Source organism: Alteromonas sp. ABV4_515 (genome assembly GCF_056160345.1).
In genome coordinates this window covers 58,886-75,399 of record NZ_JBSWWZ010000007.1, presented here as the reverse complement: position 1 = coordinate 75,399, position 16,514 = coordinate 58,886, and the positions used below count along the sequence as shown (strand labels likewise).

Annotated in this window: 10 protein-coding genes; 2 read left to right on the top strand and 8 right to left on the bottom strand. The window is 45.7% G+C overall.

The annotated features are described in order from the left end of the window. Nucleotides 1–2 precede the first annotated feature (2 nt). A complete protein-coding gene (locus tag ACXAGX_RS16690; RefSeq protein WP_474839705.1) occupies nucleotides 3–4,478 on the bottom strand; it encodes an EAL domain-containing protein in 4,476 nt (1,491 codons plus the stop codon). Between the two features lie 170 nt (nucleotides 4,479–4,648). Beyond that, nucleotides 4,649–6,262: a PAS domain-containing sensor histidine kinase gene (locus ACXAGX_RS16685; protein ID WP_474839703.1), complete on the bottom strand. Its 1,614-nt coding sequence runs from the start codon at nucleotides 6,260–6,262 to the stop codon at nucleotides 4,649–4,651. 205 nt (nucleotides 6,263–6,467) lie between these two features. Here ACXAGX_RS16685 and ACXAGX_RS16680 point away from each other — a divergent pair, with 205 nt between their 5' ends. Beyond that, complete coding sequence (locus tag ACXAGX_RS16680; protein WP_474839701.1) at nucleotides 6,468–6,920, top strand: GNAT family N-acetyltransferase; 453 nt, start codon at nucleotides 6,468–6,470, stop codon at nucleotides 6,918–6,920. A 96-nt stretch (nucleotides 6,921–7,016) separates the two neighbouring features. On the opposite strand, the gene ACXAGX_RS16675 is transcribed toward ACXAGX_RS16680, so the two are convergent. The 6 genes from ACXAGX_RS16675 to nudF form a co-directional block, all read right to left on the bottom strand. Continuing rightward, nucleotides 7,017–9,965, bottom strand: coding sequence for a TonB-dependent receptor (locus tag ACXAGX_RS16675; protein ID WP_474822738.1), 2,949 nt, complete (start codon nucleotides 9,963–9,965; stop codon nucleotides 7,017–7,019). A gap of 495 nt (nucleotides 9,966–10,460) precedes the next feature. Beyond that, nucleotides 10,461–12,356: a DNA topoisomerase IV subunit B gene (gene parE / locus ACXAGX_RS16670; RefSeq protein WP_474839699.1), complete on the bottom strand. Its 1,896-nt coding sequence runs from the start codon at nucleotides 12,354–12,356 to the stop codon at nucleotides 10,461–10,463. Between the two features lie 113 nt (nucleotides 12,357–12,469). After that, nucleotides 12,470–13,054: a YqiA/YcfP family alpha/beta fold hydrolase gene (locus ACXAGX_RS16665; RefSeq protein WP_474839697.1), complete on the bottom strand. Its 585-nt coding sequence runs from the start codon at nucleotides 13,052–13,054 to the stop codon at nucleotides 12,470–12,472. Then, nucleotides 13,051–13,788, bottom strand: a complete 738-nt coding sequence (locus tag ACXAGX_RS16660; protein ID WP_474839695.1) for a metallophosphoesterase family protein — start codon at nucleotides 13,786–13,788, stop codon at nucleotides 13,051–13,053. The genes ACXAGX_RS16665 and ACXAGX_RS16660 overlap by 4 nt, the downstream gene beginning before the upstream one ends. After that, on the bottom strand, nucleotides 13,788–14,183 hold the full coding sequence (locus tag ACXAGX_RS16655) for a DUF1249 domain-containing protein (protein ID WP_070125514.1): 396 nt from the start codon (nucleotides 14,181–14,183) through the stop codon (nucleotides 13,788–13,790). The genes ACXAGX_RS16660 and ACXAGX_RS16655 overlap by 1 nt, the downstream gene beginning before the upstream one ends. A 38-nt stretch (nucleotides 14,184–14,221) precedes the next feature. Next, nucleotides 14,222–14,848: an ADP-ribose diphosphatase gene (gene nudF, locus ACXAGX_RS16650; RefSeq protein ID WP_474839693.1), complete on the bottom strand. Its 627-nt coding sequence runs from the start codon at nucleotides 14,846–14,848 to the stop codon at nucleotides 14,222–14,224. A 246-nt stretch (nucleotides 14,849–15,094) separates the two neighbouring features. Between nudF and tolC the strand changes: the two genes are divergently transcribed. Continuing rightward, nucleotides 15,095–16,471 carry an outer membrane channel protein TolC gene (gene tolC / locus ACXAGX_RS16645; RefSeq protein ID WP_474822723.1) on the top strand — a complete coding sequence of 459 codons (1,377 nt, stop codon included), beginning with the start codon at nucleotides 15,095–15,097 and terminating at the stop codon, nucleotides 16,469–16,471. The last annotated feature ends 43 nt before the right edge of the window (nucleotides 16,472–16,514 follow it).

Genomic DNA, 16,514 nt, shown 5'->3' with positions numbered 1-16,514 from the left:
AACTATCCCGTGGATTTAATCAACTCTCGGAATTCTTGGGCAGGCATGGGGCGGAAGAAGTGATAGCCCTGCACGACATCACAATTTTCCTGCTGTAGAATGTCTAACTGCGCTTTTGTTTCTACACCCTCGGCAACCACTTTCAAACCCAGTGCATGGCCCATTCGAATAATCGTTGTGGTAATGGCACGATCATCTTGCTCTTGTACCATGCCACGAATAAAGCTTTGATCAATCTTTAATTCATTTATCGGCAATTTGCGCAAGTAAGTTAGCGATGACTGACCAACACCAAAATCATCTACGCTAATACTCATGCCCATGTCGCTGAGCATACTAAGAGTCTCGATGCTTTTCTCCACCTTTTCCATCAAGGCAGTTTCAGTTACTTCGATGGTAAACACTTCCGGTTTAACGCAGAAATCATCTAGCAGCAATTTAGCTTGAGTAATAAAGCGATTATTTTTTAGCTGTTTCGAAGAAACATTAACTGAAATGTTGGGGACACTTAGCCCATCTTCCTGCCAACTGCGTACGTCAGAAAGAATCTTAGACAATACATGCAGTCCGATTTCATCAATAAGCCGCCCTTTCTCAGCGACTTCAATGAATGCACTCGGTGAAGTAAGCTCTAGCGCGCCATTATGGCCTCGCAATAATGCTTCGGCGCCAATCACATTACCTGTTTTAGTATCAACCTGGGGTTGATAAACCACTTCAAACAAGCTTTCTTTTAAAGCATCCCGCAACGACTGCTCTATTTGCATCTTCTCTTCAGCATCGCTGCGCATTTGTTCGGTAAAGTACTGATACTGATTACGGCCGAGTTCCTTGGCCCGGTACATTGCCGTATCGGCATTTTTCAGTAGAGCGAAATTCGAATCACCATCAGCGGGATAAATAGCAATGCCCATACTGGCCGAGACAAAGAGTGTATGTTCAATAATTTCAAAGGGTGAACTCAATGTTTTGATTATGCGGTCGGATACGTCCTTAATTTCGCTTAGCTCTTCAGCACTTACCACCGCAACAAATTCGTCGCCTCCCATACGGGCAAGAATATCGGTATCTCTGATGCATTTGCGCAGCCGCTTAGCAACCTGCCTGAGTAACTCATCACCGATATCATGGCCTAGACTGTCGTTGATATTTTTAAAATCATCGAGATCAAAAAACAACACGGCACATAAGGTTTCCTGTCGTCGAGCATGGCTGAGCATCAGATCTAACCGTTCCATCAGCAGATTGCGACTGGGCAATTTGGTAAGTTCATCGTGGGTAGCCAGAAACTCTATTTTGCGCTGCACGCTTTTTATTTCGTTGATATCGCTATAAGTGGCGACGTAATTCACTACACTGCCACTGGCATCTTTCACCACATTGATAGTTAGCCACATAGTAAGGTCTTCGCCAGACTTCCGTCGGTTGATAATTTCGCCCTGCCAATAGCCCATCGTTTCCAGCGCGAAATACATGTTTTCAAAGAACCCCTTGGAATGCTGACCGGAAGCCAGCTTACGAGGATTTAAACCAGAAAGCTCACTGATTGAATAGCCGAGAAAATCGGTAAAAGCCTGGTTGGCGGTAACGATATTTGCTGAACTGTCGGTAATAAGAATGGCCTCTCCAGCTCGATCAAACAGTTTACCGGCAAGTTTAAGTTGATCATTCGCATGTCGTGCCCCAGAAATATCATTGGCCTGGGTACAGATTGATTTTATTGTGCCTTCACTGTCGAACACCGGAAAACGCACGCTTTCTAATATTACTTTCCCCTTAGGACCAAAAACTTCATCGACAGTTTTGCGCGGTAAAAGGGTTCGCATTGTCTCTAAATCGCGCTCGCGCAGGTCTCTAGCTACCGCCTCATCAAACAACTGCTTGTCAGTTTTTCCAATAACCTCTTCGTTATTTAAGCCAAACAGCTCTTCAAAGCGTGCATTAACAAACTCGTAGCGACCGGTGGCGTCTTTCAATGCCACCAGTGATAACGAGTTGTTCATAATAGCCAGTAGCTGTTCCTGACTTTTCTCAACCCGATGATGCGCTTTAACGAGTTCAGAATTATTTATGAGTGCAACAATCAAGCAACTCGACTTCTTATCGATTCCGGTGACCGGTGTTATGAACACGTTGTACGTTTCATCAATGCTAGGCTGAATAATGAAGTTCATTTTCCCGCCGCCGCTAAGCGTTTCACGCATACGCTTTTCAATATCGGTGAAGTAATCAGGAAGATTCATTTCGTGGATAGATTTTTTATAAATCCCCACATTCAGGTGAAACTTTCGGTTTGCAATATCATTGCTACGCTTTAATCGCAGGTCAGTATCGAAAACAAATATTGGGAAATCAATGGTGTTGTAGGTACTTTCCAGCTCCATATTGATCATAGAAAGCTCTGAAGTTTTGCGCGCGTTTTCTTCATTTACGCTAAGCAATTCTTCGTTTGTTGAGTGGAGCTCTTCATTGGTGGCTTCCAACTCTTCGTTGTTTGCCTGCAACTCTTCATTAGCAGCTTGCACTTCTTCATTCAGCGCTTGCATTTCCTCTGCAGACGCCGCCATTTCCTCCGTCAGTGTTTGCAATTGCTCGCGGGCTGCCAGTAACTCACCAACATCTTCGCTTTGGGTGTTTAATTGCGTATCGGTGGTGTTTTTTCCTTTTGAGAAATGCACCAGAAACCTTTCTGAATCAATACCGTAAACAGGCATGATTGTCATGTACCACTGCTCATCGGAGCCAGTTTCGATGGCATGAGACTGGCTTTTCACCTTATCCCCTGTACGTTTTGCTTTTGCAACGCCTGCCACCAGTTCGGCTGAAAAAGCATGAGCAATAAGCTTCGTCAGGTTCGATTCTGGAGCACCATCGGGAATATGAATAAAGGGTTTGATGTTGCCGTGATTTTGTAACACCTTAAAGTTTTCGTTGATGAGCATACATGGGCTTGCCAGCACCAACGCGGCTTCTATCAGTGCGGCTTTATTGTAATCCACAGCATTTGTTTGCTTTGCAGGCTGTCTTTCTGACTGCGCCCCCATTCTGGGCAAACTCGGCTTTTCAGTGGATAAACTGGCTCTGAAGATGCGGGATTTTCTATCTACTGGCACAAACAGCTCATCTTTCAATCCGATGGACTCTGATTTACCAAGGAATAGAATTCCCCCAGTATTTAGGGCATATCTCAGAATAGACAGCACGCGGGCCTGTAAATCGACATTGAAATAAATCATGACGTTGCGGAACGTCACCATATCGAGGTGAAGAAATGGCGGATCTCGGGTAATGTCTTGTCTGGAAAAGGTAATGCGCTCTCGTAACTTCTTCTTAGCGGTATACGTGTTGCTACTATAGTGGAAGTACTTTTCCAGAATATCGTTGTCTACTGCATTAACAGCGTGTGCGCTATAACACCCTTTCCTAGCAATTTGTAACGCCTGATCATCAATATCGGTAGCAAAAACTCTTAAATCTGAGGTTTTATTTTGTTTCTTTAATTCGTCGATGAACAAAATAGCGATAGAGTACGCTTCTTCTCCGGTAGCGCAGCCCGGCACCCATACTCTTATGCTATCTTCATTTTGCTTATCTCTGACTATTTCACTGATGTAGTACTTGATGTCTTTGAATGCCGTGCTATCTCTGAAGAAATTAGTCACTGATATCAATAGTTCTTTTGAGAGTGCATGAATTTCTTCAGTATTCTCTTTGAGGATCTCAAGATAGGCTTCAAGTGTTGCCGTATTGGTATAAATAACTCGACGATTAATCCGTCGCAACAGCGTTGAGCGTTTATAAAATCCAAAATCTATCTTGGTTTCTGCGCGAATCAGTTCAAACATGGTGTTTAGCAACTTTTCCCGCACATCATGGGATTTTGGAAGAAAGTCATCACTGATATTATTAACGAAATTCGCAACTTCATTAGCCATCGCATCCGGTGAAACAATTTTGTCTACGGGCATAGCGGAGATAGCAGATGAAGGCATACCATCGTATTTAGCCGAATCAGGGTCTTGCACGATGGTGAAGCCACCCACACTTTTAACCGCCTTTAAACCGAGCGTGCCGTCGCTCCCCGTACCGGAAAGTATAATACCGATGGCATGGTCACCAATTTCATCGGCAAGACTTTCAAGTAATACATTAACGGAAGGCTTTGGCGAAATTTGTACGGGTTCATTTTGCAGGTAAATATGACCGTTGCGATAACGAATATGATTGCCTGAGGGCGCAATATAGATTTTGCCTTTTTCTACACGACAGCCATCGGTGATTTCAATGACCGGGAGCGGGGTTTCTCTAGACAGGATTTCTGCCATCTGGCTTTTATGGCTGGGAGACAGATGTTGAGCAATGATAAACGATACATTTAATTCCGGCGGTATATTGCTGACTAACTCAATAAGTGCCTCAATACCACCCGCCGATGAACCAATGCCAGCGATAAAAGGTAAGCTGGTGTCGTGAACCATTACTGTCTCCCTCAGTAACTGCACGTTTAAACAGTCACCCTCTCCGTTTGATTTGTTCAGAACTTTTAAATTTCTAATTTCAACAATAATGTTGAATATATACTATGCTACACGACCACTTGCATCGCTACTCATTTATAGTAAGCAATATTCGAGGATTTAGAAATACTTCACTCACAAAGCGTGTTTTTCGCCCGAAACTGAATAGCAAACTCCACCCCCTCTCCTTCAACACTGGTACATTTGATACTGCCGCCGAGGGCGCTGGTAATGATGTTATAGGTAATGTTGAGCCCTAACCCCGTGCCGCCTTTTCCACGATTGGTGGTAAAAAACGGATCGAAGATTTTCTGCAAATTTTCTTTGCTGATGCCTTTGCCATCATCTTTATACACGATCGATATTTCACCTTCTTCGTGCTCGCGAATTTGCAGATAGATGCTGCCGCCAGTACTTTCGCTAAACCCGTGATTGATTGAGTTAACAATCAAGTTAGTTAGCACTTGTGCGAGTAAGCCGGGGTTGGTCATAATTTGAATGTCATCTGGGCAATCCAGTGACACTTTTGCCTGGCCTTTTCTGACGACGGAAGCCAAGCTTGAAATCACCTCTTCACAATACACCTTAAAGTTTATCTCCCGATCTTCTTCCGATGTCTGGTCTACGGCAACTTGTTTGAAGCTTTTCACTAACTGTGCCGTGCGCTGCAGGTTCTTCTTTACCAATTCAGATAGCTCGTTAGCCATTGAAAGGAATTCCTCGAAGTCGTCCTCCGTTATGGCCCCTTCCTCATACCGCTGTGCTATATCCCGGCTTTCTTCCATCAGTTGTGTTGTGCCGGTTAGCGCGATTCCTACAGGGGTGTTAATTTCATGGGCAACACCGGCTACTAGCGACCCCAAACTCGCCATTTTTTCCGATTCAACCAGCTTCTCCTGTGTCTGCTGCAGGTTTTCCAGCATATCTTCCAGTTCGTAATTCGATGTTTTTACTTCATCGAAGCTCCGTTGAAGCGCAATTTCCAGCTCCTTCTTCTCTGAAATATCCCGGGTACTCGCATAGAGTACCTCCTGATCTTCAACCGTAATCTTAAACAACACAATTTCACACCAGAACTCAGTGCCGTCGAGCTTCTGATGCATCCACTCAAAACGTATCTTTCCTTCTGAGAAGGCCGTTTGGATAATTGCCGTCGCTTTATTCAGTGATGTTTGACCATCGGGCTGGTATTCAGGAGAAATATCGATGGGCGTAATGCCAATGACTTCGCTTTTCTCCTTGAAACCAAACAGCTCGACAAAGGCCGGATTACAATCGATATAGGCTTCTTTGGTTAACAGGCACAAGCCATCTAATGAATCATTAAACAGGGTTTCGAAGGTGAGCTTTTGCTTATGCGTTTCGAGTTCGAGCAACTTTTTTTCGGAAATATCCCGCCAGCTAGTATGAATCACATCTTCACCATCCAGCGTCATTTTTGTCATTAGCACATCCGCCCAGAACTCCGTACCATCGACTTTTATGTGTACCCACTCGAAGCGAGTACATCCTAATTCGATACATTCACTAATCATTATTTCTGCTTTTTCAGCAGATGATATGCCGTCAGGTTGTAACAGCGGGGAAAACTCAGCAGGCGTATGACCAACAAATTGTTCAGGTCGTGTTGCGCCGACGATATTCAGCATTGATTGATTACAATCGACAAAAATGTCGTTTCTAAGAATTGCCAGCCCGTCCATGGAGTCTCTAAATACAGTTTCAAACCCACTCTGATCACTCATCTTTTACTTTCCATTCGGTTTTTCGCTTAGCGCCATCAACAAAGCCTCATTGACAGTGAATTTACGCGTTCATCTACGAGACAGGACTACCAATAAAACCTAGCAGAGAAGCGCAAAACCGCCAGTGTTTACAAGCCTGGATGGTGGTGACGCGCCGAGTAAAGACTGCTACAGTCAGTGCAATATTCTTCACAGGTTTAAAGTAATGCTTACATGGCAAGCCATTCATTTTTCAGACTTATCTACAACGCAGGTCTTTAACATTATGAAGGAACGGGTTGATGTCTTTGTGGTGGAACAAAGCTGCCCGTACCCGGAACTGGATGAAAAAGATATCCATCCCGACACGCTTCATCTTGTGGGCTTTGCCAACAATGAAATAGCCGCTTACGCCCGTTTGCTGCCGCCAGGACTAAGCTTTCCCTCGGTGAGTATTGGACGCGTATTAACGGTAGCCCGTCATCGCGGAAATGGACTGGGGCACGAACTAATCGGTAAAGCCCTCGAAGTATGCGAGCAAACATGGCCAGGACTAAGCATTGAAATCGGCGCTCAGGAATACCTCGCCGCCTATTATAAAAAATATGGTTTCGAAGCCACCTCCACCATGTATCTGGAAGATGGTATTCCGCATATTGATATGAAATTGACGAAGTGAAGGTTTAAGGTTTAAGGTTTAATCACAGAATTGAAAAAGCCGGTCATATCAATCATAACCGGCTGCCAATATTGTCAGATAAAAAGTCTTTATCGATCAGAAGGTAAGACGAGCGCCCAGATAGAACCGTCGAGGCTCAACCCAGTCGATATCTTCACCGAACTCATAACCTAAATCTCCGGCTACAACGTCCATTTGTTGAATACCCGCTTGGTCGTCAAGCACGTTAAAGATATCCAGGAAGAATTCTGCTTTAGCAAAATCAAATTCATAGGTGTATTTCACCCGAACATCCAAGGTACCGTAGGAGTCACTTTCCTGACTACCCACGACGCCTTCTTGCGCCCAGCGGTCGCTGTAACCACCAAAGTCATAAGCTTCATCTACACGTAAAGGGACATGACGGCTATACAAAAGAGAAGTGGCACTGTAGGTGAAACCTGAATTCCAGTTATACACTGCCCCGACTTCAATACCGTTGTCGAAATAGTAAGTACCATAAGCTTTGAACAGATACTCAATATTACCCGGCTGATCACCATACATGCCCGGCGCACGAGGGTCCATCCAGATTAAGTCACCTTGTAAGTCAGCATTACTGTCTGAGTTGGTGTTACCCGCTGCATCGTTATAAGTTAATGACGCATAAGCCTGCCAGTTATCAATACGGTTACGACGGAAAGAAATTTCATAACCCTTATAGTCACGCTCACCGCCTTCCAACGTGGCAATAACGTAGTTCGAATCAGGAATTTCATCGTAACCAAAGTAAGATAATGGTAGTTCCAGCGACGTACCCGCAAGATCCTGTGTATATACGCCCAAGTCGTAGTCTTCGAGGATATCGCGTGTTTTACGTTCAGTGTAGGTTACTTCGACTGCGTACTCTTCGTTAAGCGCCGTGGCATAACCGATCATGTATTCGTCGGTGTAAGGTGTTTTTGTGGTTGGCGCGAAGAACGCATCCTGACCACTCTCGCCACCACGGGTACGGAATGTTAACCAACGGTCGCCTGCATATATTTGCTCTTCACGAACCGGCCCTGTCACGTTACCAGCAAAGTTTGTCATATTGGTACGAACAGGATCGTAATAACGACCGTAGAAACCAAATACCTTGCTGGCGCCATCACCGAACAAATCATAAGACAAGCTTAGACGCGGCGCGATTTCCCAGTCGAAAGTGGCAATCTTGGCATCGTTAGATCCATAGTGTTCCCACTTCTCGGCACGAATACCGGCGGTAATAGAAAGTTGGTCCAAAGTGAGCGTGTCTTGAACGTATGCCGTTTGCCCTTCACTTCTCATCTCTACCGGTGCTGTTTGCGTCATGATAATACGATAAACATTAACATCGCCGGTGGGATTGCCCGCCGTACTATTGAATACCAAACTCGCCAGTTCGTCAGAGGAAATAACGCCACTGCCGTCTGTGTCGAGCAGCCCCTGGTAATAGCTGTAATCGGCTGAACCTTCCATGTTTTCGATGATGCGTGCGTAGTCGCCTTCGGAAAGATCGATAGTCCCCTGCCACCCGATACCAGATGTGTAACTTCCCAGCGTGGCACCAGCGCTGTTTGCACCAATTGAAGTGTACTGACCATCACCGGTATAAGTAGAGTCCTGCTCCAAGGTATTTTTTACTAAACCGTAACCGGCTTCAATGGTGTGAAGGCCGTAGGAGGTGTCGTAGTAATAGGTTAGATCAGCGTTGTATTGTTCACGATTACGGTGCTGCTCGTTGTTGGTTCCCAACCCACCCTGGTCCGTTTCTTCCTGGGTAGCATCGTAATTCAAGTAAGCGATATCGTTTCGGGTGTCAGTATACGCGGCGTTTACGGAGCTCTCTTTTTCATGCTTTGATGCTTTCAGTGAAACAATTAAATCATCCCATGAGTGAGTATATTCAATTTTGTAGTTGTCACCGCCGTACTTATTTGATGAGTCCCGGTTGTTCAATACATTAGGATCGCTCGAACCGGATACTTCTCGTGGATCGTTAAACCACGACACTTCCAGCATATCACGATCGGTGGCTTGCCATGTGAGCTTAAAAAAGCCCAAATCAGAATCCTCTTCGACTGAACGAGCGAAAACACCATCTTCGGTATACAAATCGTCTTGTCGGTTTTTCTTTTGATAGGAGGCAAAAAACCACAGTTCATCTTTGATAATCGGACCACCGAGGGTAACGGCCGTATCGTATGTTGAGAATTGCGCACCTTCAGTGTGATCGTTGTCACCTACCAGGCTGTCGTTCTGCAGATAATAGTTCACCGAACCACTGAATTCATTACCGCCAGACTTGGTATTTACGATAGAAACCAGACCGGTACCACCCGCATACTTTGCAGGAATACCGCCGGTGAGTACCCGCTGTTCCTGAATAATTTCTGAGTTAATATTCGAACCAAAGCCACCTGAGTTCGCATCCGTGGTATCGATGCCGTCGAGATAGTAAACGTTATCGCTAGAGCTTCCTATCGTTCCCCCAATATCAGAATAGTTCACACCCGATTTAGACGATGGGTTACCAGAAGCTGAAGGCTTGGTACCGGGTGCAAGTTGAAGATAGCTTTGATAATCACGACCGGTAGGTAACGATTCAGTGAGATCTAACGTAATATCCATACCAACCGTAGATGACGTGGTATCGATATAGGTAGCAGTTCTGCTGCCGGTTACGGCAATTTTTTCATAGTCTTGCTCGGAGGTGGCAAGGATATAATCGAGTTCGAAAACCTTGTCCGAAACAACGATGACATTCTCTTTATTGACGGTGAGGTAACCATCCTCTTCAATTGAGATTGTATAGTTGCGTGCGGGGTCTAACGCAGCAACGCGAAGTAAACCATTTTCATCTGTCGTCGCGGTTCTTGATGTAAGTGTGTCAGGAGATTTAACCGATACGGTTGCACCTGCTACAGGTAAGCCATCTGAATTCGTCACCTGAATTTTTAATGTACCACCTGCTGCATAAACCTGGCTTGATAATGCCAACAAGCTTGCAACACTTGCTGCCACGAGTGTTTTTCTGTGTTTCATTATTATTTCCCTGTAGTTATTTATTAACTTTTGCTTTTTATTATTTTTATTTTGTGTCCAGGTTCACACATTTATAATTATCGCTGGCATTTTTAATTGTCAATTAGGAATGTAAAGATCGAGCAAAATAAAATCAAAAAAGCATTTCCACCTCAGAAAAAACGCACTTTAACTTTTTTAATCTTTTTTCTTCTAGATTAATTATCGAGTCGTAAAAGCTTATTAAATCAAAATGAAATATTATTAAAACCATATATATTCATACACTTATAAATTTCATTTAACTTAATGACTTGATTCTTCCGAAATGATTAAATTTTACTTAACAGCTTATTAAGCAATGTAGAGTAAGACAAAAGTCATATTAATAATTTTTAGAGAATTATTCTGATAACATTTTTAAAACAATTAAAAAGATATTTATTCAAGGTTCAGAAAACAAAAAACCCGGTGATTAAACCGGGTTTTAAAAGATACCTGTGATGAATATTCGTTTTACGACACCACTTCAGCCATGTTGCCTTTGCTTTCTAGCCAGGTTTTACGGTCACCGGAACGCTTCTTAGCAAGTAACATATCCATCATTTCCAGCATGGACGTGTCATCATCTATGGTGAGTTGCACTAAACGGCGTGTGTTAGGGTCCATCGTAGTTTCACGCAACTGAAGCGGGTTCATCTCACCCAAACCTTTAAAGCGTTGAACATTCACCTTGCCCCGTTTTTTCTCAGCTTCAATACGGTCCAGAATGCCCTGCTTTTCGCTTTCATCCAGCGCGTAATACACCTCTTTACCTACGTCGATACGGAATAGCGGCGGCATAGCAACATACACGTGACCTGCATTAACAAGAGCACGGAAATGGCGTACAAACAGGGCACACAGCAAGGTAGCAATGTGCAGTCCGTCGGAATCGGCATCGGCAAGAATACAAATTTTACCGTAACGTAAACCGGATAAATCGTAAGAGTCGGGGTCGATACCCAGAGCGACGGAAATATCGTGGATTTCCTGCGAACCGAGTACTTGTGAGGAATCCACTTCCCAGCTATTTAGGATTTTACCCCGTAGCGGCATGATGGCCTGAAACTCACGGTCGCGGGCTTGCTTGGCAGAACCACCGGCTGAATCCCCTTCCACCAAAAAGAGTTCTGACTGGGAGATATCTTGCGAGGAGCAATCGGTAAGCTTACCTGGCAGTGCGGGCCCCTGTGTTACCTTTTTACGAGCCACTTTCTTATTCTGGCGCAAACGACGCTGAGCATTACTGATACACATTTCAGCCAGCGCTTCGGCGATATCAGTATGCTGGTTCAGCCACAAACTAAACGCATCTTTTACCACACCGGAAACAAAGGCAGAGGCCTGACGGCTGGAAAGTCGCTCTTTTGTCTGACCAGCAAACTGTGGGTCCTGCATTTTGGTCGACAGTATGTAAGCACAGCGATCCCAAATATCATCTGGAGACAGCTTCACGCCCCGTGGCATTAGGTTGCGGAATTCACAGAACTCGCGCATAGACTCCAACAAGCCCTGACGTAAACCATTAACGTGGGTCCCGCCCTGCGCGGTAGGAATAAGGTTCACATAGCTTTCAGTAACCAGTTCACCACCTTCCGGAAGCCAGATTACTGCCCAGTCAGCCGCTTCCGTGTTACTAGAAAACGCGCCAACAAACGGCGAATCTGCGGGTACAGTTTCATACTCTTGTACCGATTGATACAGGTAATCTTTCAGTCCATCTTCAAAGTGCCATTCGGTACTTTCGCCGCTTATTTTGTTATCGAAGCGAATGCGCAGGCCGGGGCATAGAACCGCTTTTGCACGAAGGTTGTGCACAAGACGTGATACCGAGAATTTTGCCGAATCGAAATATTGCGGATCGGGCCAGAATCGCACCCGTGTACCGGTATTGCGACGACCACAGGTATCGATAACACGCAATTCTTCAACTTTGTCACCATTGGCGAAGTCTATCTGATACACGTTGCTGTCGCGGCGGATAACCACTTCCACACGGGTAGACAAGGCATTTACCACCGAAATACCTACGCCATGTAAACCACCAGAGAACGCGTAGTTTTTATTGGAAAATTTACCGCCCGCGTGCAGTTTGGACATGATCAGTTCCACACCGGAAATTTTCTCTTCCGGGTGAATATCCACCGGCATACCACGACCGTCGTCGATAACTTCCAGTGACTGGTCTTCATGCAGAATTACTTTAATATTTGTAGCATGCCCGGCCAGTGCTTCATCCACACTGTTATCAATCACTTCCTGACCTAAGTGGTTAGGACGCATAGTGTCAGTGTACATGCCGGGACGGCGTTTCACCGGCTCCAGCCCATTAAGGACTTCAATCGCTTCGGAATTATACTGGTTCGACATAAGACTGCTTTTTTAAAGAAAGACGCTAATTATTATAGACACTGGCGTGTCACGATTTTTACTCGATGTTAGCAGGCATCAGGGAGCCGGGCAATTCCTCAACGCGCACTGTTTTAGTGGCCGTCGAGAAATTCAAAGATGGCGGGCAGATGTTTGTCGTAGTCCACAAAGCTGTGGTCACCACCGTGTTCAATTAACAGACTACTGCGCGCATATCTTGCTCTTGCCTGCCGGTAATCGAGTGTTTCATCACCGGTTTGCAATAACACCATGTAGTTTTCCGGGTGCGCCAGTTGCTCATGTTCCAGCGCTTTCAGCACAGCCATGTCTTCTTTTACAATTGAAAACGGCTCGCGGGTATACGGATTAACGTGTTCACCAACAAAATCGATTAGCAACTCATAAGGACGCACTGCCGGATTGACCAATACCGCTTTGCCGCCAAACTGCTCTACCAGCCAACTTGAAAGGTAACCGCCCATGGAGCTACCGATGGCCCGTAAGCCATTTTCTAATAACTGTGGATGCTTCTTCAAATACGCTTTTAATTGCTCGCCCACTTCCGACGGGTAGTTCGATAGCTGAGGAATGTGCAGCGTAATATCTGGGCGGTGTTCAGTACACCAAGCCAGTGTTTGCTGCGCTTTGACGGATTTTGGGGAACTTAAAAAACCATGCAGGTACAACACGTGGCTCACTGATCGACTCTCCTGATTGTTGATGTCCATTTGCCGTCGGGCGACAAGCTAATTTCTCTGAAACCTGGCGCCGCGCCGTCAACAGCAAACTCGGGCGCTAAATCCCATTGCCAACAGGTAGACGGCACCGATACTACGGGCACACCCGCAAATGTAGTTTCAGTTTCGGCATGAATGTGGCCATGGATAATACCGGCAATTTGCGGGTAGTTCGACAGCCAGGCTTTCAGGGCATCGGCATTTTCCAGCAAATGCTTGTCCATCCAACTATTAGTGATTACTGGGTTATGGTGTAGCGCCAGTAAATGACTGGCCTTCTGATGAGCAACAATATCATTACCCACCGCAGCTAACTCCTCGCTTTGCACCTTGCCTCTGGCGTCGACGAAACGGGTATCGAGCCCGTGGATACGCCACTCTCCTAACGTCCAGCTACGTCCCGCCTCTAGCACATTACCACTAAACGATGGCAGGAATTGGGTATTGCTGTCGTGATTTCCTGCTATTACCCGCCAGTCACAGGCAGGCAAGTAGCGAGACATCAGTGTAATAAAGTGGCCATAGCTTTCAGGGCTGTCATCACCGCTGATATCGCCGGTAGCGATGAGGGCTTGAGGCGGGTTTTGCGCTATCAGCGACAGTACCCGCTCTAGACTTTCATAAGGGTTCACATCGTAAAGGGCGAGCTGTGTATCCGCCAGTAAATGGCAGTCAGATATCTGAACGAGGCGCATTACACCGGCGCTGACACAGTCGGCTTATTCTTCATGCAGAATTGTAGCCACTCAGCGAGAAAGATATTAATCATCAGCTTTTCGTTGCGCTGACGCATTTTGTTGTTCGGGTATTCGTAAGACGGCGCAAAGGCCCCGGTATTTTGACTGGTGATCACTTCCGCCATACGCGCATCGTGATACAAACGCACCGACATCGACGGTTTCATATAATCGGGGGCGCCCGCGTTATTTTGTTCGATGGTGAGTGTAGAGGTGTATCTCGCAGACTCATCAATGCGGATCTGGTAGGTGAAGCGGTCGGCAATAGTAAATTGATAAACAAGCGTTTCCGTATCACAATCCGGCAGCAGCTTCATTAGACGGCTGTAATTCAGCTCGCACAATGCCTGCATGCTTGGTAAATGTGGTACGTATTTTCGCGTTGTCTGACTCAAACCTGACTCCAGTCTTTCAATAGCTTTTGTTTATGCATGAAGAACCATTGTAGCGCAATTATGGTTGCTGCGTTGTCAATGCGGCCATTTTCCAGCCATTCAAGGGCATCTTCTTCAGCAACACGATGTACGCGAATATCTTCACCTTCGTGATCCAGGCCGTGAATGCCGCTGGCCGTGGTGGAATCAGTAGTAGCCATAAAAATATGAATACGCTCTGTGGTACCGCCTGGGCTGGCCAGATAACTCATCGCACGGGTCACGTTCTGCAAGGTAATACCAGCTTCTTCCTCAGCTTCTCGACAGCAAACGTCGTGGATGGTCTCACCCTCATCGATCACTCCGGCAATCACTTCAATTAGCCAGGGATTATCGCTGGTCGCCAGCGCACCTATGCGAATTTGCTCAATAAGCACAAATTCTTTGGTGACAGGATCGTAGGGTAATACTGCAACCGCATGGCCGCGCTCAAAGATTTCTCGTTTAACGATATCACTCCAGCCTCCGGCAAAAAGTCGGTGCCGGAAATCGTAACGCACCATCTTGAAGAACCCCTGATAAAGTGGGGTTTTTGCTTCAATCTGTATATCGTTTGAGTTAAATGTCTCGATTTTTTTGTTCATTTACATTCACTCTCGCATGTAAAAGACATATTATACTGTCCGAACTAATTTTAATCAGGCAGGCAATATTGAGGTTGTCTGGCAAATTCCACACTTTAGCTTATTAGCGGAAAGTGGTGGTAACATATTCTGTTACAGTTAAACATGCCCTGTTACCAGAACAGACTACCGGTTTACGAAGTGATTTCATACACTTCATTACATTATGAAAACGTAGGCCGTCAATAATTACAGGAAGGCACATTAATGAAACGAACACTCATCTCGTTGGTGGTTGGATTAGGTATCACCGCGGGTGTACCAGCAACGGCATTTGCAGACGACCTTTTACAAGTTTATCAACAAGCATTGGCAAACGATCCGGTGGTTAACCAAGCGAAAGCACAGCGTGACGCTGCGTTTTCCGGCATCACCATCAGCCGTGCAAACCTGCTGCCGCAGATTTCAGGTACCGTTGGTTATACAACGTCATCATCTGAGCGTGCGCAGTTTTTAGGTGAAGGTATTATCTCTATCGATTCAGACAGCGATAACACCAGCTTCGGGTTGAATCTGTCTATGTCGCTGTATGATCATGCGAACTGGGTTGGTTTGGACCGCGCTGAAAAAGTGGCAGAGCAAAGCGATGCGCAACTGGCGTCAGCCATGCAGGAATTGATTGTTCGTGTTACCACTGCATACTTCGATGTTTTGCGTGCCAAAGACAATCTGGAATTCGTGAAATCCCAGAAAAGCGCCATTGGCCGTCAGCTGGAGCAAACCAAACAGCGTTTTGAAGTAGGCCTGACTGCCATTACTGACGTGCATGAAGCACAAGCAAATTACGATTTAACTGAGGCCGATGAAATTCAGGCCAGCAACGCGGTTGAACTTGCTCTTGAAGCACTGCGCGTAATTTCAGGTAAATATCACGACAAGCTGTTTGAACTGAACACCGAGAAATTCTCTGCCACCATGCCGCAACCGGCGTCACCAGAAGAGTGGCTGGATACCGCAGAAGAGAAAAACCTGGCAATGCTGGTGAATCGTTTGGCGATGGATATTGCTAAAGAAGACATTGCCTCTGCTCGTGCAGGGCACCTGCCGACATTAGACTTAACTGCATCTGCCGGCAAAGACAAAACACATAGTGTGACAACAACGCCAACAACTGTTGTCGACAACACCACGCCGTATCTGGACAGCTACAGCGTTGGCGTTCAGTTGAACGTGCCTATATTCCAGGGTCTGCGTGTATCTGGTCAAACAGAACAAGCGAAGTTTAACTACATCTCTGCTAGTCAGGATTTAGAACTAACCTATCGCCAAACTGTGCAGTCTATTCGTAGCTCGTTTAACGATGTGAAAGCGGCAATGTCGACTATCCGCGCTTTAGAGCAAGCGGTTGTTTCTGCACAAAGTGCATTGGAAGCAACGGAAGCCGGGTTTGATGTGGGTACACGTACTATTGTTGACGTGCTCGACAGCACACAGAACTTGTTTGATGCCCGTCGTAACCTGTCTGGCGCCCGTTATGACTTTATTCAGGCCGTAGTGAGCTTGAAACAAGCTGCCGGTACGCTAACCGCGATGGACATTGAAACCATTAATAAAGGTTTGCAGCCACAACAATCTGAAGGCTGATACGGATTGCATTAAAAAAGCCGCTTAACGAAGCATTTCGATA